This is a genomic window from Wolbachia endosymbiont (group A) of Trypoxylon clavicerum (assembly GCF_947251665.1).
In the GTDB taxonomy this organism is placed as follows: Bacteria; Pseudomonadota; Alphaproteobacteria; order Rickettsiales; family Anaplasmataceae; genus Wolbachia; species Wolbachia pipientis.
Genome location: NZ_OX366374.1, coordinates 276,503 through 300,485, shown reverse-complemented (window position 1 = coordinate 300,485; position 23,983 = coordinate 276,503). Strand labels below are relative to the sequence as shown.

The following is a 23,983-nucleotide window of genomic DNA, read 5'->3' as shown; positions in this document are numbered from 1 at the left end:
TGCTATACTTAGGTTACTTGAGGTAAGGTTATAATATGAATAAGGCTGTTGCAGATGATTATGGAAAAGTTGTTGATTTGAATAACAATAGTGATGATTTAGGTAAAGTAGAACCTGTTGCTACTTTGGAGGAGGAAGAAGAGTTTTTTGATGCTATGGAAGAACAGGAACCTGTTTCTAATGTAGAAGAAGGGAATAATTTAGGTCTTGCTACTTCAGAAGAGGAAGAAGAATTTTTTGATGCTGTGGAAGAACAAGAGCCGTTAGCTAATTTTAACGTTCCACTCAGTATATTTCATTATAAAGATTATAACTCTGATTTTTTTACTTCTTGGTATAATATATCAAGTAGAATATTTAAAGAGGTAAATCGAGCTTGCCCAGAAAAGAAAATATTAAATTTAGCTCTATCAGTTTTAATGTTTCCTTATATAGTTTTCACTGCGTTAGGATTAGCCGTATATAATAAATTAAAAACAAATGATAAGACACAAATCAGTTCAGAGGAGAATAAAACAAAAAAAAGTGAAGTAAGTGAAAGTACAGCAAAAAGATTGGCATATGGTGTTCTTGCTGCAATAGCAATTTTTGTTAATATGGCTGTACTTGTAGCCTTAGTTGTTCCTGCAACAATTGCTTTGGCTACTTTTTATCTTTTAAATAGAGATTTATCTCACTCTTTAGTTACTGCTCTTAAAATAAGTATGGGGCGGTATTCTAATAAGCATCAAAATATTGAGGTGTCTTTTCATGAAAAGGAAGTTACTGGACCAAATATTGCGTGGGATATGGAAATAGAATTTCCACCGCAATTTAAACGATTGCTTAGAGATTTGTATGAAAATGAAAATAACAAGTGGTTTGATGTGACGCGGGATTCAGAGCATAGCATCGTACTGAAATTGTCAACTAACATCAATTTAAAAAATGGTCTTAAGCCCTTACGCAATGAAATCAAGGATGTGCTTGCAACTTCTATTCAGGAATTTGCGAAGACTATGGAAGAACTGATAAAGCTAGAAAAGAAAGAGATTACATATGATAAATTGAAGGAATTGTTGGACGAATTCAGGTTAAAAGTGGTAAGTAGCATAGATTTTAAGTTGACAACTCACTTAATATACAACGCCTATCAAGTTGCCTTTATACAAGCAGTTAGGTTTCATCTGGATAGACGGAAAGAAGGTTTTTCACTGGAAGATGAGATAAAAAATTCTTTAGTGAGACAGGAATTAGAGAGTCAAGGTAAGGAATTACCAGGTGAGAAAGAAGTGATAATAAGAGATCTGAAAAAAGCAGGAGCAAAAGTACCGGATGTTTTAGATGATAGTGAGCTTCCTATATTTAAAGCAGAATGGAAGCGGCTTAAAGAAGAAGGGAAGATAGCTAAGAGAACAATTATTGATGTTTATAAATATATACATAGTAGAGAAACAGAGACAGCTCTAGGTAATGCTAAAGAAGAGATTGATCTTTTAAAAAAAGAAGGACAAAAAAGATATATTAGGATACATGAAAAATTGAAAGAAATATATGGAGATGTAAAAAAGAATAATTTAGCAGGTGATGTTTTAAGAAGAAGGTTAGAAGGTCTTTTTAAGTTCGAGTATGATGATCAAGAAGTTGAGCAAAGGCTAGTAAAATCAGTAATGAAAAAAGCCAAGGGTGAGTTAGGCCTATTAGGCATGCTCAGCTTAATAGACCAGTTTCGGGATTTAGAAAAGGAGATAAAAGGTTCTTTGAGTGAGAATTTAAAAGAAGCTTCAGATAAAGTAAATGCTTTTGTAGCAAACATATATTTAGAAATAACGAAATGCAACATACAAAATGTACTCAAAGGCCAAGCAAAGGGTATAGAGGATTCATGTAAGCTGTTAGAGGAAAAGGAGCCAGATTTAGTACAGAGGATTAATGCGCACCGAGCGGAAATTGCAGAATGCTTAGAGCAACCTATATCGTTAAGGAAAGTAATAGAAGAAAATGAGGATTTAAACAAATATTTAGAAGGTGAGCGAAATAGGAAAGGAGAACAGCATCCAAGTACAATATTAATAGAGAAGCATTTGAAAAATAACCAAGAAATTCTCAAAGCATTAAAACAGTTAGAATTAGAAGAAAAAGGATTGTTGATAAATGAAGAAACAAAAAATGATTATATAGAAGAACTAGAATCTCGCGAAAAAATAAAGTTTGCAATAATAGAGGATGATTTACTGAAGGAGTTCGAGCGTGAAACTTTTAACACAGAAGCAGTTAAGAAGTTGTTAGAGGAAGCGGAACTTGAATACTATTTGGCAGAAAAATGCATAAAAAGTCCTGTGATAAAAACAAAAAATAATATCAAGCACTTTTATCAAGGTTTATTGTCTCCTTTGATAGATAATTTGACAAAAGATATAATAAATAATATACCAGGAAATAGTGAAGGTTGTATACAGAAAGTTAAGAACTGGAGTAAAGTTATGTTTGGTGCAATAAAGATTGGAGCATCAAATGCTTATAAAGAGACTACAGAGAGAAAAGCGTTAAATGTGGCACATAATACTTATAAAGAAGGAGAGACATTTCTTCAATGTTTTCAGTCAAATTATGAAGGTGTTGGAGCCTTTTTAGGTGATTTATTTTCTGATGATGGGGTAACATTTAAAAATGATGTGTGGCCTAAAATAGAAAAGCATTTGCATGGAATGTGGGATAGATTTTTCAAGGATATTGAATTCAATATTGGAAATAAATTGGATGAAGTAAGTGTGACACAGCAACGGCAGGAAACTATGATTGTGACTCAACGATAAGTTCTCAAAGTTCCTCCGGTATTTTCACATACTAAATTAACTATAGCACTTGATTCTTTTTGGATCTCTTTTTCAGTTAAAGTGTGAGTTGGAGAGCAGAAAGTAACTGACAATGCTATAGACATCTTATTCGATTCTATATTATTTCCATGGTGTACGTCAAATACTAAAACTTCTGTGATGAGCTCTGAGCTTTTTTTTACCACATTGATTATGTTACCTACTTCCACATCCTTATTTACAATAAATGCGAAATCACGTTTTACACTTTGGTATTTATAATCGATAAATTTCTTTCTACTTACAGGTAAATTTCCGATATTTTCTAATATTACCTCAAAGCCTACAACTTTTTGTTTGATATCAAAAAAATCCAGTATACTTGGATGCAGTTCTCCAAAATAACCAACTATTTTACTTCTAAAAGATAAGGTGCCTGACTTTCCTGGATGATAATATTCTTTTTCTGCTCTCTCTATCGTTAAATTATCGCAATTGACGTTAAAAAACTCCAAAGCTGCTATGCAATCAGCCTTTGCGTCAAAAACATCTACTTTCCTATCAGTATTATAATGGTTTCGCGGTAAATTATTTCCTGTTCTTATTCCACTTAAGACATGTTTAGACTGAGCTTCACCATCGTAAATCGGCCCGATTTCGAAGATTGCAAGATCAGATATTCCATGGGCAATATTATCAGCAGTAACTTGCAATAAATTTGGCATAATACTTGGTCTCATTATATTAAAGTTATTGTTAAACGGATTATCGATGATAAATAACTTATTCGAGTAACCAAATTTTTCAGCTGTTGATTCACTCATAAACGACCAGGTTAGCACTTCATGAAACCCTCTGTTTGTCATCAAAATACGCAAATTGTCGTATGTACTATCTACTTCTTCAACATTATTTGGTAGTGGTTCTTCTTTTATTTTGTCATAGCCGTATATCCTTGTTACTTCTTCGATTAGGTCAGCCGGTATTGTCACGTCCGGTCTCCAGCTTGGTACTTGTACATTCCAATTGCCTTCGGTTTTTTTATCAATACTAAACCCTAGTTTCGTTAAGATATCAAGCACCTCATCAGGCGATACAGACACACTTCCAAACTTGTTCACATCCTGATAATCAAAGCTCACCTTGGTGTCAGCACTATCTAAACTGCCAGCAGACACTACGCTTGAGGTTTCTCCACCACATAAGTCCAGAATCATTTTAGCTGCAAGGTTGAGTCCATCAAAAGTAAATCCAGGATCAACTGAACGTGCAAATCTGTAACTAGCGTCTGTGGAGATGCTCAGCTCCCTTGAGGATTTAGCAATAGAGATTGGATCGAGCAAAGCTAATTCCAAAAAAATATTGGTAGTTTCAAAAGTACATTCACTGCACTTACCACCTATAATTCCAGCAACTCCATGAATATTTTTATCATCAGAAATAACGCTCATGTCTTTGTTTAATAAGTATTCTTTACCGTTTAAACCAGCAAATTTTTCTCCGTCGTTTGCTTTGCGTACTGTGAGCTCTCCTTCTATTTTTTTTGCATCATACGCGTGCATTGGGCGGCTGAAAGATATCATAATATAGTTCGTGATATCAACTATTGCAGAAATGGAGCGCATTCCTATCGATTCCAGCCTATCTTTTAACCATTTTGGGCTTTCTTGATTTTTTACATTGGCGATGTATATTCCACTAATAAAACTTTCCCCGTCAGTAACTTCAACATCGATTGGTGAATTTATGGAGCTGGTAAGTTGTGGAATGCTTAAAGTCTTTAATGTCCCAATTCCAGTTGCAGCAAGGTCGCGAGCTATTCCATAAATGCCTAAGCAATCTCCACGGTTTGGGGTAACATTTATATCAATTACAGGGTCACAATTGAAAAATTTATCCCCTACTTTATAATCATCGGAAAGCTCGATTATTCCTTCACTTTCCTCTTGAACCAGCGCAAGTTCAGAAGCAGAGCAGAGCATCCCTTCACTTAGCACTCCTCGTATTTTTGTGGGCTTGATTGTGAAATCACTTTCTGGCAATGTGCTACCAAGAGATGCAAGCACAGTTTTCATACCTTCTCTAACATTGTTTGCTCCGCAAACTATTTGTAGAATTTTACTCCCGTCATCTACTTTACATAATTTTAATTTATCAGCATTTGGATGCTGTATCACCTCTAATACTTCTGCAACAATAAGACCAGCTAATTTGGTATTGTCGATCACATCTTCTACTTCCAACCCTATGTGAGTTAACTTATCGGTAATTTCTTCTAAACTAGCATTGGTTTCTAAGTGTTCTAATAACCAAGATAATGTGAATTTCATGAACCTTTAAAGAAATAAAAGAGTTATTGTAATATAAAATGTAGTGCTTTTAAAGCTTGTTGTAATGGAATAAAAGGTAACTTCTGTATCACAAGCACAACTGTACGAACATTGTGATACAAGAAACTAAGAAAGATGTCATCCCAGTGCCCTGACTACTTGGATCCAGAAAACTTAATTTTAAATGAGTACACCAGGTGGTTGTACAATAAAAACTGGATTCCAGTGTCAAGCACTGGAATGACACCACCTACTACGCAAATTATCTACAAATTGCAATGTTTGTACACTAGAGCATTACAAGCAACGATGTAGAAGCTTTTGTAACTTTATATCTTCTTGTAAAGAGAAAGAATTTTTTCTATGTCACCTTCTAGGCTCTGTGGACAAAAAATATGAAAAGAGAGAAAAAGATGGTAGTTTAGCCTAATAGGTAAAAAATGGAGAAACTACCATATGCAATATTACATCAAAGAGGAAAATTGGAAACAAATTTTAGAGTTCATAAAAAGCGTAAAAGGAATGCACAGCAAAGATGAAAAACGTTTAAGAATATTCATAGAGGCAGTGTGGTACATAGTGCGAAGTGGTTGCCAATGGAGACTTTTACCAAAAACTTATGGTAATTACAGGAGTATACATAAGCGATTTAAAAGATGGTGTGAAAGAGATGTCTGGAAAAAATTGCTTGAATATACTAAACAAGAGCCTGATTTAGAAGTTGCTATAATCGACGGTACGATCATCCGAGCCCATCCATGTTCATCTGGATATACAAAAAACTCCAAGGATCAAGAAGCTTTAGGGAGGAGCAAAGGTGGCTTTACAACTAAAATACATGCGCTTGTCGATGCACTTGGAAATCCACTTAAATTTACTCTGACTCCTGGTCAAAGAAATGAAATTACGCAGGCACAAGTGTTGACCGAAAGTATCTATAACTCTACTGTAGTAGCTGACAAGGGCTACGATAGCAATGCCTTTGTTACAAGTCTTGAAGACAAGGGATGTACAGTAGTTATTCCGCCAAAACGGAATCGAAAAGTGCAAAGGTATTACGATGAGCATATCTACAAAGAACGTCATTTGATTGAGTGTTTTTTTGGTAAAATTAAAAATTTTAGGCGCATTTTTTCCAGATTTGATAAAACTGCTGAGGTTTTTATTGGTTTTCTCAATTTTGTTGGAGCTCTTGTATGGCTTCTCTAAAATTTTGTCCACAGAGCCTAGCTATACAAGCTGAAACGCGCTGTTCAAGACATCACCCAACGTCAAATTTTAAAATAGAGAGTGAATAACTAGCACGGGTTTTCTTTGCCTTTTTTTCATTTGGTAAATTTCTTAAATATTTATGGCTAAACGACAACCGTCATCCCGCTACTTGTTAGCGGGATCTAGAGATACCGCGAATGAATCGCGGTATGACGGTTAATTATTCTGCGGCGGTATGACGTAGAGCTCGCGTTAGCTATACTTTTATACTCACCAACTCAGTATCCAACCTGGATCCAAGTAGTCAGCTACTCGGATGACATCTTTGTGTTTGAAGCAAAACCAGCTATAACATTTCTTCGCAAACAAATGTTCGTACAGTTGTGCGCGTGATGCTGGAATCTAGACAACAATTAGATCCTATTGTCAAGCAATAAGCTACATGTGCTATTTATTTAGTAGATTAAATATGAAGTTTAAAACTCTGCTATTGACTTCCTGTAGAACTAGTGAAAACTAAACTTGCTTAAAACCACTTAATTAGTTATAGTTATAAGTTTAGGTACAGTAAAATGACAGCTTTTGTCCCCTTGATTATTTTTTTAATCTTGTATCTTGGAAGTGGTGCTTATTTTTCTTTTATCGGAACTGATAATCCACTTCATCAGGTTTCACCAGTAATCTGCTTATTGCCAGCACTATTTTTTGCTGTCTCACGTGGTACAAATAAAATTCAGCATAACATCGATACTGTTATCAAGGGCATGGGTGACAAAAACACCCTTACTATGTGTTTAATTTTTTTATTTTCTGGAGCATTTTCTGCGGTGACTCAATCAATCGGTAGCGCAGACACTGTTGCTAATTTAATTCTTAATTTCCTTCCAGCAAGATTACTGCTGCCTGGAGTATTTTTGGCTTCTGCTTTTATTTCAACTGCAATTGGCACATCTATGGGAGTTGTTGCGCTGATGGTACCTATAGCTGTTAATCTGGCAAAAAGTGGAGCTTTTGGTCTCGAAATAGGAACTGCAACTGTAGTAGGTGGTGCCGTGTTTGGCGATAACCTTTCGATGATATCTGATACCACCATTGCATCTGTTTCTTCACAGGAAGCTTCAGCAAAAGATAAACTTAAAATGAACTCTAAAGTTGCACTTATTGCCAGCATTATAACACTCATCTACCTAGCAGTTGCCTCAAATAGTACAAAAATTATTTCTATATCAAATTTAGATTATTATTCTATAATAAAAATTATTCCTTACATTTCTTTAATAATCATGGGGCTGCTTGAAGTCGCCACTTTAGTAACAATAACTATAAACATAATTATTGCTGGTGTGCTAGGAATAACTTTTTTTGACTATGCTATCATTCAATTTCCTCATGACGTGTATGACGGTTTCAAAAAAGTAAACGAAATAGTGATATTTGCTCTATTTATCGGTGGATTGAGCCATATAATGTACAAGCAAGGTCAAAAAGCGTTGCATAAACTCATCGATGAAAGCAATATCACAAAAACTAAAGCTGAATTTGTGATAGCAGGAATTGCGTCTATGTTTACTACCTTAGTTGCCAATAATACCATTGCTATTTTACTAAGTGGTGGCATTGCAAAAAGGCTTGCACAAAAACACAGTATTGCGCCACATCGCAGCGCATACTTATTAGATGTTTTTGCTTGTGCTACAAAAGGTATCTTACCTTATGGTTCCCAACTATTGCTAGCAGGTAGCATCGCCTCTGTATCACCTATTTCTTTATTAACACAGGTATATTATTGCTTTATTCTAGCGGCAGTTACAATAGGCGAAATAATCATCAACAGCAGAAAAGAGAAATATTGTGCGGCTGCAACTTAGAGTTTCTCTTTTTTTACCCATAAGGAACGGAATTACTTGACACCCTTCGCCAACCCCCTTATCATGAAACTGAAGCTATTTATTTATCTTCTCTGTACAGATTAAATGACAAAAAAACTCAACGTATTTGGTGTCTCATGTTTAATTTTTTGCACTATGTGCACCTCATGTCTTTATAAAACTTCTAGCTATACAAGCCGAAACGCGCTGTTCAAGACATCAAAAGACGTCAAATAGAACAAGGGAGAATTTGAATACTGGCTACCCTGGGGATTCTTTGCCTTTTTTCCTGCTTAGTAAATTTCTCAAACACTTGCGGTGTAGGTTAGTTGCAAGTTAAAAGCAGCTAAATCGCTTTTAATCAAGCGTTTTAGAATAAAAAAAACGCCGATATTTTAGGCTCTGTGGACAAAATTTTAGAGAAGCCATACAAGAGCTCCAACAAAATTGAGAAAACCAATAAAAACCTCAGCAGTTTTATCAAATCTGGAAAAAATGCGCCTAAAATTTTTAATTTTACCAAAAAAAACACTCAATCAAATGACGTTCTTTGTAGATATGCTCATCGTAATACCTTTGCACTTTTCGATTCCGTTTTGGCGGAATAACTACTGTACATCCCTTGTCTTCAAGACTTGTAACAAAGGCATTGCTATCGTAGCCCTTGTCAGCTACTACAGTAGAGTTATAGATACTTTCGGTCAACACTTGTGCCTGCGTAATTTCATTTCTTTGACCAGGAGTCAGAGTAAATTTAAGTGGATTTCCAAGTGCATCGACAAGCGCATGTATTTTAGTTGTAAAGCCACCTTTGCTCCTCCCTAAAGCTTCTTGATCCTTGGAGTTTTTTGTATATCCAGATGAACATGGATGGGCTCGAATGATCGTACCGTCGATTATAGCAACTTCTAAATCAGGCTCTTGTTTAGGCTCTGTGGACAAAATTTTAGAGAAGCCATACAAGAGCTCCAACAAAATTGAGAAAACCAATAAAAACCTCAGCAGTTTTATCAAATCTGGAAAAAATGCGCCTAAAATTTTTAATTTTACCAAAAAAACACTCAATCAAATGACGTTCTTTGTAGATATGCTCATCGTAATACCTTTGCACTTTTCGATTCCGTTTTGGCGGAATAACTACTGTACATCCCTTGTCTTCAAGACTTGTAACAAAGGCATTGCTATCGTAGCCCTTGTCAGCTACTACAGTAGAGTTATAGATACTTTCGGTCAACACTTGTGCCTGCGTAATTTCATTTCTTTGACCAGGAGTCAGAGTAAATTTAAGTGGATTTCCAAGTGCATCGACAAGTGCATGTATTTTAGTTGTAAAGCCACCTTTGCTCCTCCCTAAAGCTTCTTGATCCTTGGAGTTTTTTGTATATCCAGATGAACATGGATGGGCTCGGATGATCGTACCGTCGATTATAGCAACTTCTAAATCAGGCTCTTGTTTAGGCTCTGTGGACAAAAAATATGAAAAGAGAGAAAAAGATGGTAGTTTAGCCTAATAGGTAAAAAATGGAGAAACTACCATATGCAATATTACATCAAAGAGGAAAATTGGAAACAAATTTTAGAGTTCATAAAAAGCGTAAAAGGAATGCACAGCAAAGATGAAAAACGTTTAAGAATATTCATAGAGGCAGTGTGGTACATAGTGCGAAGTGGTTGCCAATGGAGACTTTTACCAAAAACTTATGGTAATTACAGGAGTATACATAAGCGATTTAAAAGATGGTGTGAAAGAGATGTCTGGAAAAAATTGCTTGAATATACTAAACAAGAGCCTGATTTAGAAGTTGCTATAATCGACGGTACGATCATCCGAGCCCATCCATGTTCATCTGGATATACAAAAAACTCCAAGGATCAAGAAGCTTTAGGGAGGAGCAAAGGTGGCTTTACAACTAAAATACATGCGCTTGTCGATGCACTTGGAAATCCACTTAAATTTACTCTGACTCCTGGTCAAAGAAATGAAATTACGCAGGCACAAGTGTTGACCGAAAGTATCTATAACTCTACTGTAGTAGCTGACAAGGGCTATGATAGCAATGCCTTTGTTACAAGTCTTGAAGACAAGGGATGTACAGTAGTTATTCCGCCAAAACGGAATCGAAAAGTGCAAAGGTATTACGATGAGCATATCTACAAAGAACGTCATTTGATTGAGTGTTTTTTTTGGTAAAATTAAAAATTTTAGGCGCATTTTTTCCAGATTTGATAAAACTGCTGAGGTTTTTATTGGTTTTCTCAATTTTGTTGGAGCTCTTGTATGGCTTCTCTAAAATTTTGTCCACAGAGCCTAAAATATCGGCGTTTTTTTTATTCTAAAACGCTTGATTAAGAGCGATTTAGCTGCTTTTAACTTGCAACTAACCTACACCGCAAGTGTTTAAGAAATTTACTAAGCAGGAAAAAAGGCAAAGAAACCCCGTAGTAGCTAGCATTCAAATTCTCCCTTGTCAATTTGACGTTTTTTGCTGTCTTAAACGCTTTGTAAGCGCGTTTCGGCTTATATAGGTAAAAACCTAAAAATTTTTAAAGACATGCGATGCACGTAGTGCGAAAAATTAAACATGAGACGCCAAATACCCTAAGTTTTTTGTCATTAACCTGCACAGATTGCGAAGATAAATAAATAGCTTCACCACCATGATAAGGGCGCTGGCGGAGTTTGTCAAGTGGTTTTTTAGCCACGTTTCCCTGTTATAATGTTCGTTTACTTGACCTAAGATCCAGGAGTATTTAAACTGAACCCTACATAGTACTAAAAATGATAGGAAATCTAAGCGGAATAGTTGATGAAGTGCGTGGTGATCACATAATCCTGAATGTAAATGATGTTGGCTATATGGTGTATCTTTCAGCCAAAACTCTAAATGCATGTTCCATCGGAAGTAGAATCAAATTACTTATCGAAACCTATGCAAATAACAGAGAAAACACTACTCAGCTATATGGTTTTATAAGCAAAGAAGAACAACAGTGCTTGAGGTTGCTAGTTAAAGTAAGCGGTGTTAGCTATAAAACTGCAATGTCAATTTTGAGTAAATTAACTCCAGAACAGCTATTTTTGGCAATTATGAATGAAGATAAAGTAACACTCAAGATGAGTGGACTTGGCCTGAAACTCATAAATCGAATCATCACTGAATTAAGTGGCAAAGTGAGTAAACTAGAAATAAATAACAATAATTTTCATCCAATCAATGAAGATGCACTTTCAGCATTGATCAATCTTGGGTATGAAAAAATGAAAGCTTATGATACGATAAAAAAAATACAAGACAAATCGTCAAACCTGGACACTAAGGATATTATTCGCATGGCGCTTAAAACACTATGAAATCAATATCGTGCGATAAAGAATATACTGAAGATGTGCGCAATATCAACATCAGGCCTGAGCAACTTGATGATTTTGTCGGGCAAAAAGACTTAATACAAAATTTAAAAGTGTTTATAAACGCTGCACAGACGAGAACTGAAGCCTTAGATCACGTCTTATTGTACGGTCCTCCAGGGCTTGGCAAAACAACTTTAGCACAAATTGTTTCTAAAGAATTAAGAGTTAGCTTTCGCGCAACTTCTGGTCCTTTACTTAGTAAAGCTGGGGACTTGGCTGCAGTGCTTACCACTTTAAATGCAAAAGATGTTCTATTTATCGACGAAATCCATAGATTAAATCGCAGCATCGAAGAAGTTTTATATACTGCTATGGAAGATTTTTGCTTGGACATATTAGTAGGTGAAGGTCCATCTACTCGCACTTTAAGGATAGATCTACCACCATTTACGCTAATTGGAGCAACTACACGGCTTGGATTACTTTCTGCGCCACTCAGAGATCGTTTTGGCATTCCTTTGCATCTTGAGTTTTATTCTTTTGAGGAGCTAGTCGATATTATAAAAAGAGGCGCAAGAGTTCTTTCTGCTGAAATTGAAGAGGGTGCTGCACGGGAAATTGCCTGCCGTGCGCGCGGTACTCCAAGAATTGCTTTGAGGTTACTCAGAAGGATAAGGGATTTTGTTGAAGTGAAAGATGATAAAAAAATCACTTATGAAGTCGCTGATTCTGTATTGCTAAAATTGGGTGTAGATAAAATGGGACTCAATAAACTTGATGTGCATTATCTAAGATTTTTATTCAACACCTCAGGACCTGTTGGAATTGACACTATATCTATTGCGCTATCTGAAGATGCCGGCAATATCGAAGAAACAGTGGAACCTTATTTAATCAAAATTAGTTTTGTAAAGCGCACACCAAGAGGACGCGTTCTAACCGACCAAGCAAGGGAGTATTTGAGCTTCCAATATTAAACACCATAATTAAATATTGGCTAATTGAGATAATGCTCGTATGTTGACATTTGTGTGTTAATAATAATGGAGGCATATATGTTAAATAGTACTGAAACTGTAATTCAAATTAAAACTTCTCCATTTCGTACTCGCTAGTTATGCTATTCTAACTAATTAAGCTACGGTTTGGGTAATAGGAAAAAACTGGATTCCAGCGTCACGCGCTACCCTATGGGTGCTGCTCGCGTATATTCTCTCTTTCACCATCTCAGTGTTTCTTTCTTATTATGCCAGTACCATTTTCTTGTCATTCAAGTAGCTACCCTTCTTGTCATCCCAGTGCTTGACACTGGGATCCAGAAATTCTTAAACTGAATTCTATATAGAACCTCAGAACAAAAATAAAAAATGGGTAGCACAATACTACCAAGAAATTTCTACGAGCGGCCGACCTTAACTGTAGCTGGAGAGTTATTGGGAAAAGTCCTCAAATTTTCTAACTTTAGTGGAATAATAACCGAAGTTGAAGCCTATATAGGAATGAGTGACCCAGCTTGTCATGCAGCTAAGGGTTATACTAACCGAACCTCAGTAATGTTTGGTATGCCGGGGTTTTCATATGTGTACTTTATATATGGAATGTATTACTGTTTAAATATTGTAACAGAAGCAGAAGGGTTCCCAGCAGCAGTGTTAATACGGGGATTAAAGCTCATTGAACCGCTTGAGGCAAATTTAGGTGGGCCAGGAATATTGTGTAAAAGATTAAATATTACAAAAGAACATAACAAACAGGACCTTACTATAAGCCACGAATTTTGTGTTTATGAATCTTACCTCAAACCAGATTATATTTGCACCCCGAGAATCGGAATTAGTAAAGGCCAAGAGAAATTTTGGCGGTTTAAGATTTTCTAAACTTAAGACCTTGCGTAGACTATTTGCCAATCGGATAATCACCAGTGAAACAAGCATCACAATATTGTGGTGTAGCATTGTTACGCTTTTCTGCTTTAACAGCCTGATATAGTCCATCAATACTCAAGAAGGCTAGGCTATCTACTCCTATAACTTCCTTAATTTCCTCTACAGATTTATTTGCAGCAATTAAATCTTTGCACTCTGGCGTATCTATTCCATAAAAACAAGAATGCTTAATTGGTGGGCTTGAAATTTTGAGGTGAATCTCTTTTACTCCTGCATCCTTTAACATAACTATTATATTTGTTAACGTACTACCACGCACTATACTATCATCTATTAAAATTATGTTTTTACCTTTCAAAATGTGCTTATTAGCATTGAATTTTAATTTTATTCTAACTTTACGTACTTCAGCGGTTGGTTGTATAAAAGTTCTTCCTATGTAATGATTACGAATTATTCCCAGTTCCATAGGTAACCCTGAATGCTTTGCATATCCAATAGCTGCAGGTATTCCAGAATCAGGTATTGGTACAACCATATCCATATTGTTTTTTGGTGGGCTCTCTTCTGCAAGTATTCTTCCTATTTCTTTTCTTATATCATATATGGACCTATTCTCCATTATGCTGTCTGGTCTTGAAAAATAAACGTATTCAAAAATACAAAAACTTGATTTTTGCTGTGGGAAAGGAAATGCTGAAGCTAGATTACCATTTCGATCAATGGTAACTAACTCACCTGGTTCTATTTCTCTAACAAACTCTGCATTTACTATATCAAGAGCACAAGTTTCAGATGCAAGAACATAAGAACCGTTTAACTTCCCTAAAACAAGAGGCCTGATTCCAGACGGATCACGTACTCCAATAACTACTTCTTGATTGATTGCCACAAAAGAATAAGCACCTTGTATTTGCTTTAATGCATATATAAAACTCTCTAAGAAGCTATCTTTTTCACCGCTTGCTGTCAGATGCACTACTACTTCTGTATCAATATCTGACTGAAAAACGCACTCTTGTTTAATTAATTGTTCGCGTATTGGAGAAATATTAATTAAATTACCATTATGTGCTATGGCAAAATCCCCAAATTTGCCACTTTTGCCAAGCATGGGCTGCACTCCAAACTTATTACCACTTGTTGAGTATCGAACGTGACCTATTGCACAATCTCCAGGTAAGGATTTCTTTATTTCATCTATATCATCAAATACGCTGCTCACTTGACCTTGAAAGTGATAAGAGTGCAGCTTATCGTTGTTACTGGTTACTACACCAAAAGACTCTTGACCTCTATGCTGCAAAGCGTGGAGAGCAAGTATAGAGTTAAAAGCAGCACTTTGGTTGCAACTTATGCCAAATACCCCACACTCCTCACGCATTTCATCTAGCATAAAAACTATTAAGTAAAGTTTAATTTTACTTTAGCATAGGTAAAATACAAGCATTTTGTTGTTCATCTGCTTTTATTGCTAGCAATAGCCCTATACATATTAAGCTTGCAGCAGTTGTACTTCCTCCATAGGACAGAAATGGCAATGGGTCGCCTATTACAGGTAAGAGGCCCATTGTCATTCCGATGTTTATAAAGAAATGAGCACTAAAAAAGGCAAAAATGCCGATAGATACCGACTTAGAAAAATAATTTTTTGACCTATAAGCAATAGAGAGCATTATAGCAAGCAATGTAGTATAGAGTAAAATTAAAGCCATGCTACCTAAAAATCCCCATTCCTCACTCAGCACTGCAAAAGCAAAATCTGTACGTTTCTCCGGCAAAAATCCAAGTTGAGTTTGACTTCCGTTAACAAAGCCCCTACCAAGCAAACCTCCTGAACCAATAGCTATTTGAGATTGCTGCGCATTATAACCTATTCCAAGTGGATCCACTGATGAATCCAAAAATGACAATATCCTTTGCTTGTGATAAGGACGTAAAAAAGGCCAAATAGCTGGTACTGCAAAAATGCCAAGCGTTCCACATATTATCGAATGAGATCTTTTTATTATTGCTGTGAATATAATTGACATCCCTATAAATAACATTATCATAGCTGTGCCTAAATTAGGTTGCTTTAACACCAAGAACACGGGTAAGAAAATAATTATAAGTGCCTTAAGCAATCTTTTAAATTCCATCATTTTATACATACTCTGCTTATCAAAATAGCGAGCAAGCGCAAGTATTAAGCCTACTTTTGCAAATTCTGATGGTTGCAAACTAATTGATCCAATTCTTATCCACCTTGTTGCACCCATTATGTGTGAGCCAAAAAAATTTACTGCTAATAGTGAAATCGCTGCTGCTGTATAAAAAAAGTAGGCGTACTTCAAATAAAAATCTAGCTCTATGAATGACATAGCTATAGCGAGTAGGAAAAAGAAGGAAAATATGACCAGTTGGTGAATCGCAAATGGCACCCACTTTCCTCCAGCGGAAGAGTATTGAACAACAATGCCAACGCAAAACAGCGCTATCACGTTAATGACTAATAACCAATGAATCTTCTTCAGCCTACCCACAATAAAGACCTTATAACCTTAAAGTACAGTAAAATATGAAACAAAGATAAAAATCAAAAAACCAACTTCTCAACTACTAACCGAATTGGAGTGCTATATATTCCAGTTACTACTGTTAAAGCTGCCATAAACAATAGACAGAAAAGCATAGGAAATGGCACATCATTAATTTTGCCTAGTGTCATTCTAGTGCGTGACGTTGCATCATTTTCAAAATACATTTTCTCTACCATCTTCCACATGTATATTAGTGCAAGAAAAGAACCGGCAGCAAAAGCTATCAGGGAAATCCACGCGCGAGATTCGATAATTGCTTTCATTATATACCACTTGCTTACAAAGCCATTTGTTAAAGGCACACCGATTAATGCTAAACTGAGTAGAGTGAACGCAAGTGCTGTATAAGGCATTGATTTCTTGAGTCCCGATAAATTCTCTATTTTTGTTGTATCAAATTTGTAAGAAATACATCCTGCAGCCATAAATAAAGATGTTTTTATTATGCTGTGGTTTACTATGTGAAGAATTGCTGCAAATACACCTGTTTTTGAGTTAAAACTCAGTGCTAAAATTATATAACCAATTTGGCTAATACTAGAGTGAGCAAGCAGTCTTTTTATGTCTTTTGCGGTTATTGCAAATATCGACCCAAATACAATAGCGCAAAGTGCGAGGATAATTATCACATTGTCCAGTAGCGGCTTAAACAAGAAAAAATTTTGATGAAAAACAGTATAAAAGATTCTGATGAAAACATATATCATCACTTTTGTCACTGTGCCTGAAAAGAATATGCTAATGAAACTTGGCGCCTCACTATATGCATTAACCAGCCACCTGCTTAATGGAAACAGTGCCATTTTGATTGAGAGACCAACAAAAATGAACAACGTGCCAAGTTTTATGATGTTGTTATCGTATAATGGAACTATTCTTTCAGCCATGTCAGACATATTGAGCGTTCCAGTCATTGAATACAAGAGCCCGATGCCAAATAAATAAAATGTTGCACCTATTGTTCCACTAATTAGATATTCAAATGCTGCAACCAAGGCTTTTTTATCCCTTCCCATTGAAACTAATACATAAGAAGAAAGAGATGAAATTTCCAAGAAAACGTAAAGGTTAAATATGTCGTTTGTTACTAGAATCCCGAGCAGTCCGCTTAAGCACAGTAGAAATAGAGAGTAAAAACCAGTGATTTTGTTTTTGCTAATCTCTTTTTCGTTAATATAAAAGCTATAAAGCACACTAATCAGCGCTATAAAATTCACTAGGGTTAGAATTAAGGAATTTAACACGTCGATTCTTAACTCTATTCCATACGGAGGAGCCCAATTTCCAAGGTGATAAGTTATAATTTCACCTTTATATGTTTTAATGAGTAGTATTGATGAAATGATAAGAGTGATTGTTGTTGCAATAAAAGAAATAAACCAAGATACCTTGTGTTTCTTGGCAAGAAAGCAAAACATTGATGCAATTATTGGGATAATAACTTGTAAGATTGGTAATTGCATTAAATTGTTGTTAATATATCGTTAAAGTATTAGTATATATAATACTTTTTGTTTTAATACCCTTATGTTATCTAAAATTTGTAATGCAATAAAACGCCTATTACGAAGAGAAGATAAATTTGTAGGAAGAGATGAAAATGGAAATTCTTACTATGAATCAAGTAAAGGAAAAAGGTGGGTTATGTATAGCAGTGTTTCTGAGCCTACAACAGTGCCTCCGGAATGGCATATATGGCTTCACTATACTGATAATGTAGTACCAGTTAATAATAAAAAAAGAAAAGTAAAACATACTCCTAATTTAACGGGTACAAAAGATGCATACTATCCAAACCAAAAAGTGAAAAATTACTATAAAAGCTGGAGTCCTGATAACTAAAGATGCGAAGGTCAAATATACTTGAAATAACCGCTGGATTATTTGTATTAATTTTTACTATTTTTCTGATTTTCTTTGCTATTGATAAGCTATCTTACATAAAGAAAAACTATAAGGACTGCTATAAAATATATGGTCTTTTTGCTAACGCTAACGGTATAGGAGTTGGTGATAGTGTCAAGATCTCTGGTGTAGATGTTGGAAGCATAACTGGTGTATCACTTGACAAAGCTACCTACGTAGCACGAATCGATATGTGTATAAGCAAAGACATAAAATTGCCAATTGATAGTTCAGCTCTGATCACTAGCAGTGGAGTTGTTGGCAGTAAATTTGTTAATATATCACCTGGATCAGATATTAAACTACTCTTGCATGGTGGTAAAATAGAGTATACTCAAGCTGAAGCAAATATGGGTGGAATAATGGACAGAATTCTTGGTATGTTTACAAAGTGAAAATGGCAGGATTCCAAGTATATCCGTTCAGGTAAAGCCTCCTGTAGTTCTAAAGTATTTAAGGAGTTTGCCTTATTTCTTGCCTTTTCTACCGCTTGCTTTGGGGTTTATAGTATAGAAAGTGCCTTAACAGTTGCAGTGCATGTCTATTAATGATAAAATGAAGATTAATTCATTTTGATATTATGATTGGTTTACTGTTTGCCGTACTATTGTTCCTCTGTGGTAGTGATGCACTTGCAAAACAGGAGCCACGTTCAATAGCTGGAGATAATCACATAAAGGTAATAAATTATAACCCACAGGCTATACATAAGTATACGGGTTTTTATGGTTATCAGTCCAGTATATTGTTTGAACCAGGGGAGGTAATACAAAACCTTTCAATGGGTGATTCAACTGGTTGGCAACTCCTTCCTCAAGGTAACAGATTGTTTATTAAGCCTATAGATGATATTGCCGATACCAACGCAACTATAATTACCAATAAAAGAGTTTATTACTTTGAACTTCATGCTGAAGAAGCAACTGGACTAGATGATCCAAGATTAGCATATGAAGTAAGGTTTCTTTATCCACTATTTAGCAGTGATGAGATTTACACAACAAATAACGGTGATATCCTCGAACAAGCTAGTCATACCATTATTCCTGATATAAACGATATTGAAGTTGTAAAGAAGGGTTTAAATTTTAATTATTCCATCTCGCACGTTAAAGGCAGTCAGTCAATAATACCAATCAAGGTTTTTGATGATGGAAAATTTACATATCTACAATTCAATAAAATAAACTCTGATTTCCCGGCAGTTTTTATGGTTGATTCTGCAGGATATGAGTCTTTAGTAAATTTCCGTACAGTTGACAACTATCTGATAATCGAAAGGGTAAGTTCAGTGTTTACCTTAAGGAATGGATCGAGTACAGTTTGCCTATTTAATGAAAACATGCCTTTCAAAAAAGGTAAGTGATTACTATCTAAAGGCTATAATGCCCGAGATATGGGTGCAAAGTTTTTTCTATGATGTTCTGTAATTCCATAAAGGCCAATAGCGTTAAGGTGCTCTTTTGTCCCATATCCTTTATTTTTATACCAATTATATTCAGGATGCTTATTGTGCAATTCTTGCATAAGCCGATCTCTCGTAACTTTTGCAACGATTGAAGCTGCTGCAATTGATGTACTCAAATTATCACCATTTACTATGGATTTCACTTGCCATTTCACTTCAGGTGGTTGATTACCATCAACTAGCACATAATCTAACTCTAGGTCCAAGTCTATCAACGCACGTTTCATTGAAAGTTTTGTTGCTTGCAAGATATTGTATGAATTTATTTCTTCTACGCTTGCCATTCCTATACCAAATTTTGCAACGGATATTATTTTTTCATATAGGACTTGCCTACATTGAGGAGTCAACTTTTTCGAGTCGTTGATTCCATCAATAATTGTATTTCTATCAATAAACACTACGGCTGCGGATATTACTGGACCAGCTAGCGGACCTCTTCCAACTTCATCCACTCCTGCTATCACTCCTGATAATTTATTTTCTAATGTAAAGTCTGGGTATTTCATAGGTTTTTATAATAAGAAAGTTATAGTAAAAACTGAACAGATAATAGAAATTATCCAAAATTTCATAACGATTGCATTTTCTGACCATCCCTTCTTCTCAAAGTGATGATGTATTGGTGCCATAAGAAAAACTCTTTTTCCTTCTCCATATTTAAACTTTGTATATTTAAAATATGATATCTGAATAATAACAGATAGAGTCTCTATTACAAAGATTATTCCAATAATAGCAAAAAGCATTTCTCTTTTAATTAGGACACTAGTTAACCCTAAAGCCGCACCTACCGACAAGCTACCAACATCACCCATAAATATTTTTGCTGGATGTGTGTTAAACCACAAGAAACTTAGAATAGCTCCTATAAATGCAATGCAGAATAAAGTAATATTCATATCTGCCTGAGTTATATATGCAATTAGCCCCAAAAAAGCAAAGGAAGTGATAACTTGAGTTGCAGCAAGGCCATCCAAACCATCTGTGAGATTCACAGCATTAGAAGAGCCGACAATTACAAACGCAGCAAACGGAACATATAGATAGCCAAAATCTATTATTACTCCTTTAAATAGGGACGTTTTTGTAAAACCTTCAGCAGAGTATAGCTTAAGTATAAACACACCAACCAGAGCAACAATAAACTGAATAAGTATTTTGGTTTTTGCACTTAAACCTCGATAGTGATTTGTCTTCAATTTTAAATAATCATCAATAAATCCAAGTAGAGCAAAAAATAGAGTTATCAATATCAGCAGCAAAATTTCTGGTGTTAACTGAGCCCAGAGTAAAATTGGTAATAAAGAAGAAATCAGTATTATTATTCCGCCCATAGGTGGTACATTCTTTTTTGTTATTAAATGACTTTCTGGTCCACATGATCTAATTGGTTGCCCATCTTTGCTTATTTTTTTTAGAAGCTTTATAAAATAGGGAAAAAGAATAAACCCAAAAACAAATGAGGTAAAAAATACTTTTGTAGCTAAGATCATCTGCTTACTTAAATTGACTAAGTGTCATACCACCTATAGCTAATAAAGTCAACTTCTGTCATCCTATAGCCTGACCCACAACTGTACGAACATTGTGATTTGGGCCCATCAGTAGGGTGTCATCCCAGTCTGGAATCCACAACTGTACGAACGTTGTAGTTTGGACCACCAGTGGGGTGTTATCCCAGTGCCCAGACACTGGTTCTATGCAACTTAATTAAAAACGTTTGTTTTAGTGTAAGACAATTACCTTTAGCTTATCAGCTCAGTTATAAGCAAAATTTCTGGATTCCAGACTGGAATGACACCATTTGCTGTGCAATTTACCTTCAAAAATGAATGTTCGTACAGTTGTGAACCTGTGGCAGGTATTACATAAGAGCATTTCCCTCTTCTAAATTAAAACGCACTTTTGCCTCCTTTGCAGTCTATACTTTAGATGTATTTAATTTACAAATACTAATTATTTATTAATAATGGTGATATGTAAATATAGTTATAAAATAATTGTTACACTTGAATTCCTTCCTGGTTTCTGTTGTTATCAGAACATTTAAAACACTTTAAGAAAGCTGCTTAGTTAAATTAACTTAGACAAGTAAATAGCAGTTTTGCAGCCTGTTTTTATGAATGATGATAAAATGTTGTAGCCAAATGCGCTTTCAGCATTGTGCTGAATTGCAATATCTTTGTGCTCTAACTCCTCGTCGCGAAATTTACTTATAGTTTCTCTTAATTCCCCATCTTCTAAATGTGAAACTTGCTCTTTGTAGTGCTCCCCGATAACTTCTTCAACTGCAGCAGTGCAAGCCATAGCAGCTTTTTTGCCCATAATGGCAGTTGCAACGCCAAGCGACACTCCTAAAACACGCCAAACAGGCAACAAAACAGTAGGACGAACTTTTTGCTCTTTGATTTTCTCATTAAAATAGTGAAAATGCTTTTTTTCCTGCTCTTCCATTTCAATTATTTCATTGATTATAGAAGATTTCTTAAGAATAAATTTTTGACCAGAATAAATGCAAATAGCTCCATATTCTCCAGCGTGATCTACTCTAATTGCCTGTTGCAAGAACTGATTGTTGCTGTACCTTAAATTATTTAGATTTCTTTCTTTCTCCACAATACACCTTACCTGATACGAACAGAGCTACTATGAGATAAATTAGATTCCATGTTGCTAAGGAAACACCTAGAACGTAATGAGGTCTGTCACAAGATGGAGAGTAATTAGGATTTAGTAGATTATTTCTGAGCTCTTCTATACTAACGTTACCACTTGCTTGCTCTGTACAACCTAAAACATCATGAAATAAGTGGAGTTCAAGACCTACATGATAAAAAGATATTACTGCACCTATGAGGTAGCTGCAAAACATTGCATAGATTAGAATTTTGTTGTCTTTAAGCATGCACGCTACTGCAAGTAATCCGGCGATATAGTAAACTATTCGCTCGTATGTACATAACTTGCATGGCAGCATGTTGAAAAAATATTCTAGCACATATGCAAAAATTAGAGCAGCGGCACTCGACAGCAGAAAGATTGCAGGAATTCTGGAATTATTACTCATAACTTTAAGTAAATTATCCCTGAAAGTATAAAGCAGAGTATTCATTTTACATAGGGATTTTTATTTTTTTTCAAAAGCAATCTAACTGGCACACCGTCTGCAAAGAAATTTTTTCTGAGATCGTTAATTAAATAGCGTTTGTAACTTTCATCAACACTTTCAGGTATGTTACATATCAAAGAAAAAGCTGGAGGTTTAGTACCAATTTGAGCGATATACTTCATTTTAACTGCTTTGCCTTTTACAAGAGGGTGAGAATGTTTTCCTACAGCATCTATGAGCCACTTATTCAGTTTTGCAGTGCTGATCTTCTTGTTCAAGGATTCACTCACTTCAAGACACTTATCTATCACATCACCGCAGCGCATGCCTTTCAACGCAGAAACTGTTATAGTTGGCACTTCCAAGAATAACCGAGTCACTTCCTGTTGTTTGACAAATTTTATTAACTTACTTCTGTCATCCTTACCTATTAAATCCCACTTATTTAAAACAACAATAATCCCTTTCCCTCCCTTAATTGCAGCTTCACCAATTGATAAATCCTGTTGCTCAATACCAAGCAGGGAGTCTAGCATTAAAACTACCACATGAGAGCGCTTGATTGATTCTAAGCTTTTCTCAACAAATCTTGATTCTAATTCATCTGTAACATTAGCCTTTCTTCGAATTCCTGCAGTATCAATAAGAGTAATTAGCTCTCCATTATGATCATATACAATATCTACAGAATCACGTGTTGTGCCTGGCTCTGAATTCGCTATTACTCTGTTTTCTGTAAGCAAGCTGTTTAAAAAAGTTGATTTTCCGACATTCGGACGGCCGATGATCGCGATCCTCAGCCTACTCAGTTCATTGTTAGGTAACTCAGTGTTCTCGTTAAAATTTTCAATAACACCAGCTAATGCATCATAAAGATCAACCATGCCAAGATTATGCTCGGCAGAGATATACACCGGGCCAAGAAAATCAAAAAACTGCAAATAATCAACATTTTCGGATTTATGACTCTCGCATTTATTTGCTACTAGTATTACAGGTTTATTTATTTTTCTCTTCAGCCACTTTGCAAACTCTTCATTTCGCTCATTTTGCACTTTTGCATCAACAAGAAAGAAAATTATGTTTGAATTGGATAAAGAAAATTCGATTTGTTCAATAACTTGTAGTGAAAAATTAGTTTGGTCGTTCCATCCTCCTGTATCTATAACTTTAAACTCCAAATCGCTAATTCTCCCTATTCCCTCACGTCTATCCCTTGTCACTCCTGGAATATTACTAACTACTGCTGCTTTTCTTCCCACTAATCTGTTGAATAGGGTCGATTTTCCAGCATTTGGTAGGCCTACTATGGCGATTTTTAGCATAATTCAAGGGCATGTTCTATATGAAGTAAATTATAACCGAAACTTTTCAATTTAACTATTGACTTCGTAGATTATATAAGCATACTACAGTTAGAATTTTTTTATTTCGTTATGTAAAATATGGGGTAGTTATGCTAGTGTCAGAGCA

At 35.4% G+C, this 23,983-nt stretch carries 21 protein-coding genes and 1 pseudogene; 11 read left to right on the top strand and 11 right to left on the bottom strand.

Annotation, left to right across the window (positions count from 1 at the left end; translation table 11 throughout):
* Positions 1 to 35: 35 nt before the first annotated feature.
* Positions 36 to 2,795 (top strand): coiled-coil domain-containing protein, encoded by a 2,760-nt coding sequence (locus tag OPR60_RS01545; RefSeq protein ID WP_265039800.1) that lies wholly within the window; start codon positions 36 to 38, stop codon positions 2,793 to 2,795.
* Here the strand turns inward: OPR60_RS01545 and pheT are convergent.
* Positions 2,786 to 5,125, bottom strand: a complete 2,340-nt coding sequence (gene pheT / locus OPR60_RS01540; RefSeq protein WP_065095485.1) for a phenylalanine--tRNA ligase subunit beta — start codon at positions 5,123 to 5,125, stop codon at positions 2,786 to 2,788. The two genes, OPR60_RS01545 and pheT, sit on opposite strands and share 10 nt — an antisense overlap.
* A 156-nt stretch (positions 5,126 to 5,281) precedes the next feature.
* On the opposite strand from pheT, the pseudogene OPR60_RS01535 reads away from it, so the two are divergent.
* From OPR60_RS01535 to OPR60_RS01525, 3 genes and pseudogenes are all read left to right on the top strand, one after another.
* Positions 5,282 to 5,437, top strand: a pseudogene (locus tag OPR60_RS01535) (WPE palindromic element domain-containing protein); the annotation flags it as partial.
* A 144-nt stretch (positions 5,438 to 5,581) separates the two neighbouring features.
* Positions 5,582 to 6,334 (top strand): IS5 family transposase, encoded by a 753-nt coding sequence (locus OPR60_RS01530; protein ID WP_265039632.1) that lies wholly within the window; start codon positions 5,582 to 5,584, stop codon positions 6,332 to 6,334.
* Between the two features lie 575 nt (positions 6,335 to 6,909).
* Positions 6,910 to 8,205, top strand: coding sequence for a Na+/H+ antiporter NhaC family protein (locus OPR60_RS01525; RefSeq protein ID WP_065094730.1), 1,296 nt, complete (start codon positions 6,910 to 6,912; stop codon positions 8,203 to 8,205).
* Between the two features lie 516 nt (positions 8,206 to 8,721).
* On the opposite strand, the gene OPR60_RS01520 is transcribed toward OPR60_RS01525, so the two are convergent.
* Together OPR60_RS01520 and OPR60_RS01515 are read right to left on the bottom strand one after the other, a co-directional pair.
* Complete coding sequence (locus OPR60_RS01520; RefSeq protein WP_265039793.1) at positions 8,722 to 9,147, bottom strand: IS5 family transposase; 426 nt, start codon at positions 9,145 to 9,147, stop codon at positions 8,722 to 8,724.
* A gap of 4 nt (positions 9,148 to 9,151) precedes the next feature.
* Positions 9,152 to 9,676 carry an IS5 family transposase gene (locus tag OPR60_RS01515; protein WP_265039791.1) on the bottom strand — a complete coding sequence of 175 codons (525 nt, stop codon included), beginning with the start codon at positions 9,674 to 9,676 and terminating at the stop codon, positions 9,152 to 9,154.
* Between the two features lie 66 nt (positions 9,677 to 9,742).
* Between OPR60_RS01515 and OPR60_RS01510 the strand changes: the two genes are divergently transcribed.
* From OPR60_RS01510 to OPR60_RS01495, 4 genes are all read left to right on the top strand, one after another.
* A complete protein-coding gene (locus OPR60_RS01510; protein WP_406719998.1) occupies positions 9,743 to 10,396 on the top strand; it encodes an IS5 family transposase in 654 nt (217 codons plus the stop codon).
* Positions 10,397 to 10,984: 588 nt separating this feature from the next.
* On the top strand, positions 10,985 to 11,557 hold the full coding sequence (gene ruvA, locus OPR60_RS01505) for a Holliday junction branch migration protein RuvA (protein ID WP_065094855.1): 573 nt from the start codon (positions 10,985 to 10,987) through the stop codon (positions 11,555 to 11,557).
* The gene (ruvB, locus tag OPR60_RS01500) at positions 11,554 to 12,534 is read left to right on the top strand and encodes a Holliday junction branch migration DNA helicase RuvB (protein ID WP_065094854.1); all 981 of its coding nucleotides are present in this window, start codon (positions 11,554 to 11,556) and stop codon (positions 12,532 to 12,534) included. The genes ruvA and ruvB overlap by 4 nt, the downstream gene beginning before the upstream one ends.
* Positions 12,535 to 12,924: 390 nt before the next feature.
* On the top strand, positions 12,925 to 13,434 hold the full coding sequence (locus OPR60_RS01495; RefSeq protein WP_065094853.1) for a DNA-3-methyladenine glycosylase: 510 nt from the start codon (positions 12,925 to 12,927) through the stop codon (positions 13,432 to 13,434).
* A gap of 19 nt (positions 13,435 to 13,453) precedes the next feature.
* On the opposite strand, the gene purF is transcribed toward OPR60_RS01495, so the two are convergent.
* From purF to OPR60_RS01480, 3 genes are read right to left on the bottom strand one after another with little or no spacing between them, the layout of a single operon-like run.
* Positions 13,454 to 14,839, bottom strand: a complete 1,386-nt coding sequence (purF, locus tag OPR60_RS01490; RefSeq protein WP_065094852.1) for an amidophosphoribosyltransferase — start codon at positions 14,837 to 14,839, stop codon at positions 13,454 to 13,456.
* A gap of 25 nt (positions 14,840 to 14,864) precedes the next feature.
* Entirely contained in the window at positions 14,865 to 15,968 is a 1,104-nt protein-coding gene (rodA, locus tag OPR60_RS01485; protein ID WP_065094851.1) for a rod shape-determining protein RodA, read from the bottom strand.
* 53 nt (positions 15,969 to 16,021) lie between these two features.
* Complete coding sequence (locus OPR60_RS01480) at positions 16,022 to 17,488, bottom strand: proton-conducting transporter transmembrane domain-containing protein (protein WP_065094850.1); 1,467 nt, start codon at positions 17,486 to 17,488, stop codon at positions 16,022 to 16,024.
* 64 nt (positions 17,489 to 17,552) lie between these two features.
* On the opposite strand from OPR60_RS01480, the gene OPR60_RS01475 reads away from it, so the two are divergent.
* From OPR60_RS01475 to virB9, 3 genes are all read left to right on the top strand, one after another.
* On the top strand, positions 17,553 to 17,867 hold the full coding sequence (locus OPR60_RS01475) for an NADH-ubiquinone oxidoreductase subunit NDUFA12 family protein (RefSeq protein ID WP_007548590.1): 315 nt from the start codon (positions 17,553 to 17,555) through the stop codon (positions 17,865 to 17,867).
* A gap of 2 nt (positions 17,868 to 17,869) precedes the next feature.
* Positions 17,870 to 18,325: an outer membrane lipid asymmetry maintenance protein MlaD gene (mlaD, locus tag OPR60_RS01470; RefSeq protein ID WP_065094849.1), complete on the top strand. Its 456-nt coding sequence runs from the start codon at positions 17,870 to 17,872 to the stop codon at positions 18,323 to 18,325.
* Between the two features lie 185 nt (positions 18,326 to 18,510).
* Complete coding sequence (gene virB9, locus OPR60_RS01465) at positions 18,511 to 19,296, top strand: P-type conjugative transfer protein VirB9 (protein ID WP_064125428.1); 786 nt, start codon at positions 18,511 to 18,513, stop codon at positions 19,294 to 19,296.
* 14 nt (positions 19,297 to 19,310) lie between these two features.
* Here virB9 and OPR60_RS01460 read toward each other — a convergent pair whose 3' ends face one another.
* From OPR60_RS01460 to der, 5 genes are all read right to left on the bottom strand, one after another.
* Positions 19,311 to 19,907: a ribonuclease HII gene (locus tag OPR60_RS01460; RefSeq protein WP_015589381.1), complete on the bottom strand. Its 597-nt coding sequence runs from the start codon at positions 19,905 to 19,907 to the stop codon at positions 19,311 to 19,313.
* 6 nt (positions 19,908 to 19,913) lie between these two features.
* Positions 19,914 to 20,894 (bottom strand): phospho-N-acetylmuramoyl-pentapeptide-transferase, encoded by a 981-nt coding sequence (mraY, locus tag OPR60_RS01455; RefSeq protein WP_065094848.1) that lies wholly within the window; start codon positions 20,892 to 20,894, stop codon positions 19,914 to 19,916.
* Positions 20,895 to 21,474: 580 nt separating this feature from the next.
* The gene (locus tag OPR60_RS01450) at positions 21,475 to 22,017 is read right to left on the bottom strand and encodes a demethoxyubiquinone hydroxylase family protein (RefSeq protein WP_006279362.1); all 543 of its coding nucleotides are present in this window, start codon (positions 22,015 to 22,017) and stop codon (positions 21,475 to 21,477) included.
* Positions 21,992 to 22,513: a disulfide bond formation protein B gene (locus tag OPR60_RS01445; RefSeq protein ID WP_406829608.1), complete on the bottom strand. Its 522-nt coding sequence runs from the start codon at positions 22,511 to 22,513 to the stop codon at positions 21,992 to 21,994. Before OPR60_RS01445 ends, OPR60_RS01450 begins: the two co-directional genes overlap by 26 nt.
* Positions 22,510 to 23,835 carry a ribosome biogenesis GTPase Der gene (gene der / locus OPR60_RS01440; RefSeq protein WP_065094846.1) on the bottom strand — a complete coding sequence of 442 codons (1,326 nt, stop codon included), beginning with the start codon at positions 23,833 to 23,835 and terminating at the stop codon, positions 22,510 to 22,512. Before der ends, OPR60_RS01445 begins: the two co-directional genes overlap by 4 nt.
* Positions 23,836 to 23,983 lie beyond the last annotated feature (148 nt).

Bases quoted from the DNA above. Each gene is read 5' to 3' on its own strand.
- OPR60_RS01525 (WP_065094730.1), top strand. From the start codon at position 6,910: ATGACAGCTTTTGTCCCCTTGATTATTTTTTTAATCTTGTATCTTGGA.
- OPR60_RS01445 (WP_406829608.1), bottom strand. From the start codon at position 22,513: ATGAATACTCTGCTTTATACTTTCAGGGATAATTTACTTAAAGTTATG.
- OPR60_RS01480 (WP_065094850.1), bottom strand. From the start codon at position 17,488: ATGCAATTACCAATCTTACAAGTTATTATCCCAATAATTGCATCAATG.
- OPR60_RS01545 (WP_265039800.1), top strand. From the start codon at position 36: ATGAATAAGGCTGTTGCAGATGATTATGGAAAAGTTGTTGATTTGAAT.
- OPR60_RS01530 (WP_265039632.1), top strand. From the start codon at position 5,582: ATGCAATATTACATCAAAGAGGAAAATTGGAAACAAATTTTAGAGTTC.
- OPR60_RS01460 (WP_015589381.1), bottom strand. From the start codon at position 19,907: ATGAAATACCCAGACTTTACATTAGAAAATAAATTATCAGGAGTGATA.
- mlaD (WP_065094849.1), top strand. From the start codon at position 17,870: ATGCGAAGGTCAAATATACTTGAAATAACCGCTGGATTATTTGTATTA.
- OPR60_RS01495 (WP_065094853.1), top strand. From the start codon at position 12,925: ATGGGTAGCACAATACTACCAAGAAATTTCTACGAGCGGCCGACCTTA.
- der (WP_065094846.1), bottom strand. From the start codon at position 23,835: ATGCTAAAAATCGCCATAGTAGGCCTACCAAATGCTGGAAAATCGACC.
- pheT (WP_065095485.1), bottom strand. From the start codon at position 5,125: ATGAAATTCACATTATCTTGGTTATTAGAACACTTAGAAACCAATGCT.
- virB9 (WP_064125428.1), top strand. From the start codon at position 18,511: ATGATTGGTTTACTGTTTGCCGTACTATTGTTCCTCTGTGGTAGTGAT.
- mraY (WP_065094848.1), bottom strand. From the start codon at position 20,894: ATGATCTTAGCTACAAAAGTATTTTTTACCTCATTTGTTTTTGGGTTT.
- OPR60_RS01510 (WP_406719998.1), top strand. From the start codon at position 9,743: ATGCAATATTACATCAAAGAGGAAAATTGGAAACAAATTTTAGAGTTC.
- OPR60_RS01475 (WP_007548590.1), top strand. From the start codon at position 17,553: ATGTTATCTAAAATTTGTAATGCAATAAAACGCCTATTACGAAGAGAA.
- ruvB (WP_065094854.1), top strand. From the start codon at position 11,554: ATGAAATCAATATCGTGCGATAAAGAATATACTGAAGATGTGCGCAAT.
- ruvA (WP_065094855.1), top strand. From the start codon at position 10,985: ATGATAGGAAATCTAAGCGGAATAGTTGATGAAGTGCGTGGTGATCAC.
- purF (WP_065094852.1), bottom strand. From the start codon at position 14,839: ATGCTAGATGAAATGCGTGAGGAGTGTGGGGTATTTGGCATAAGTTGC.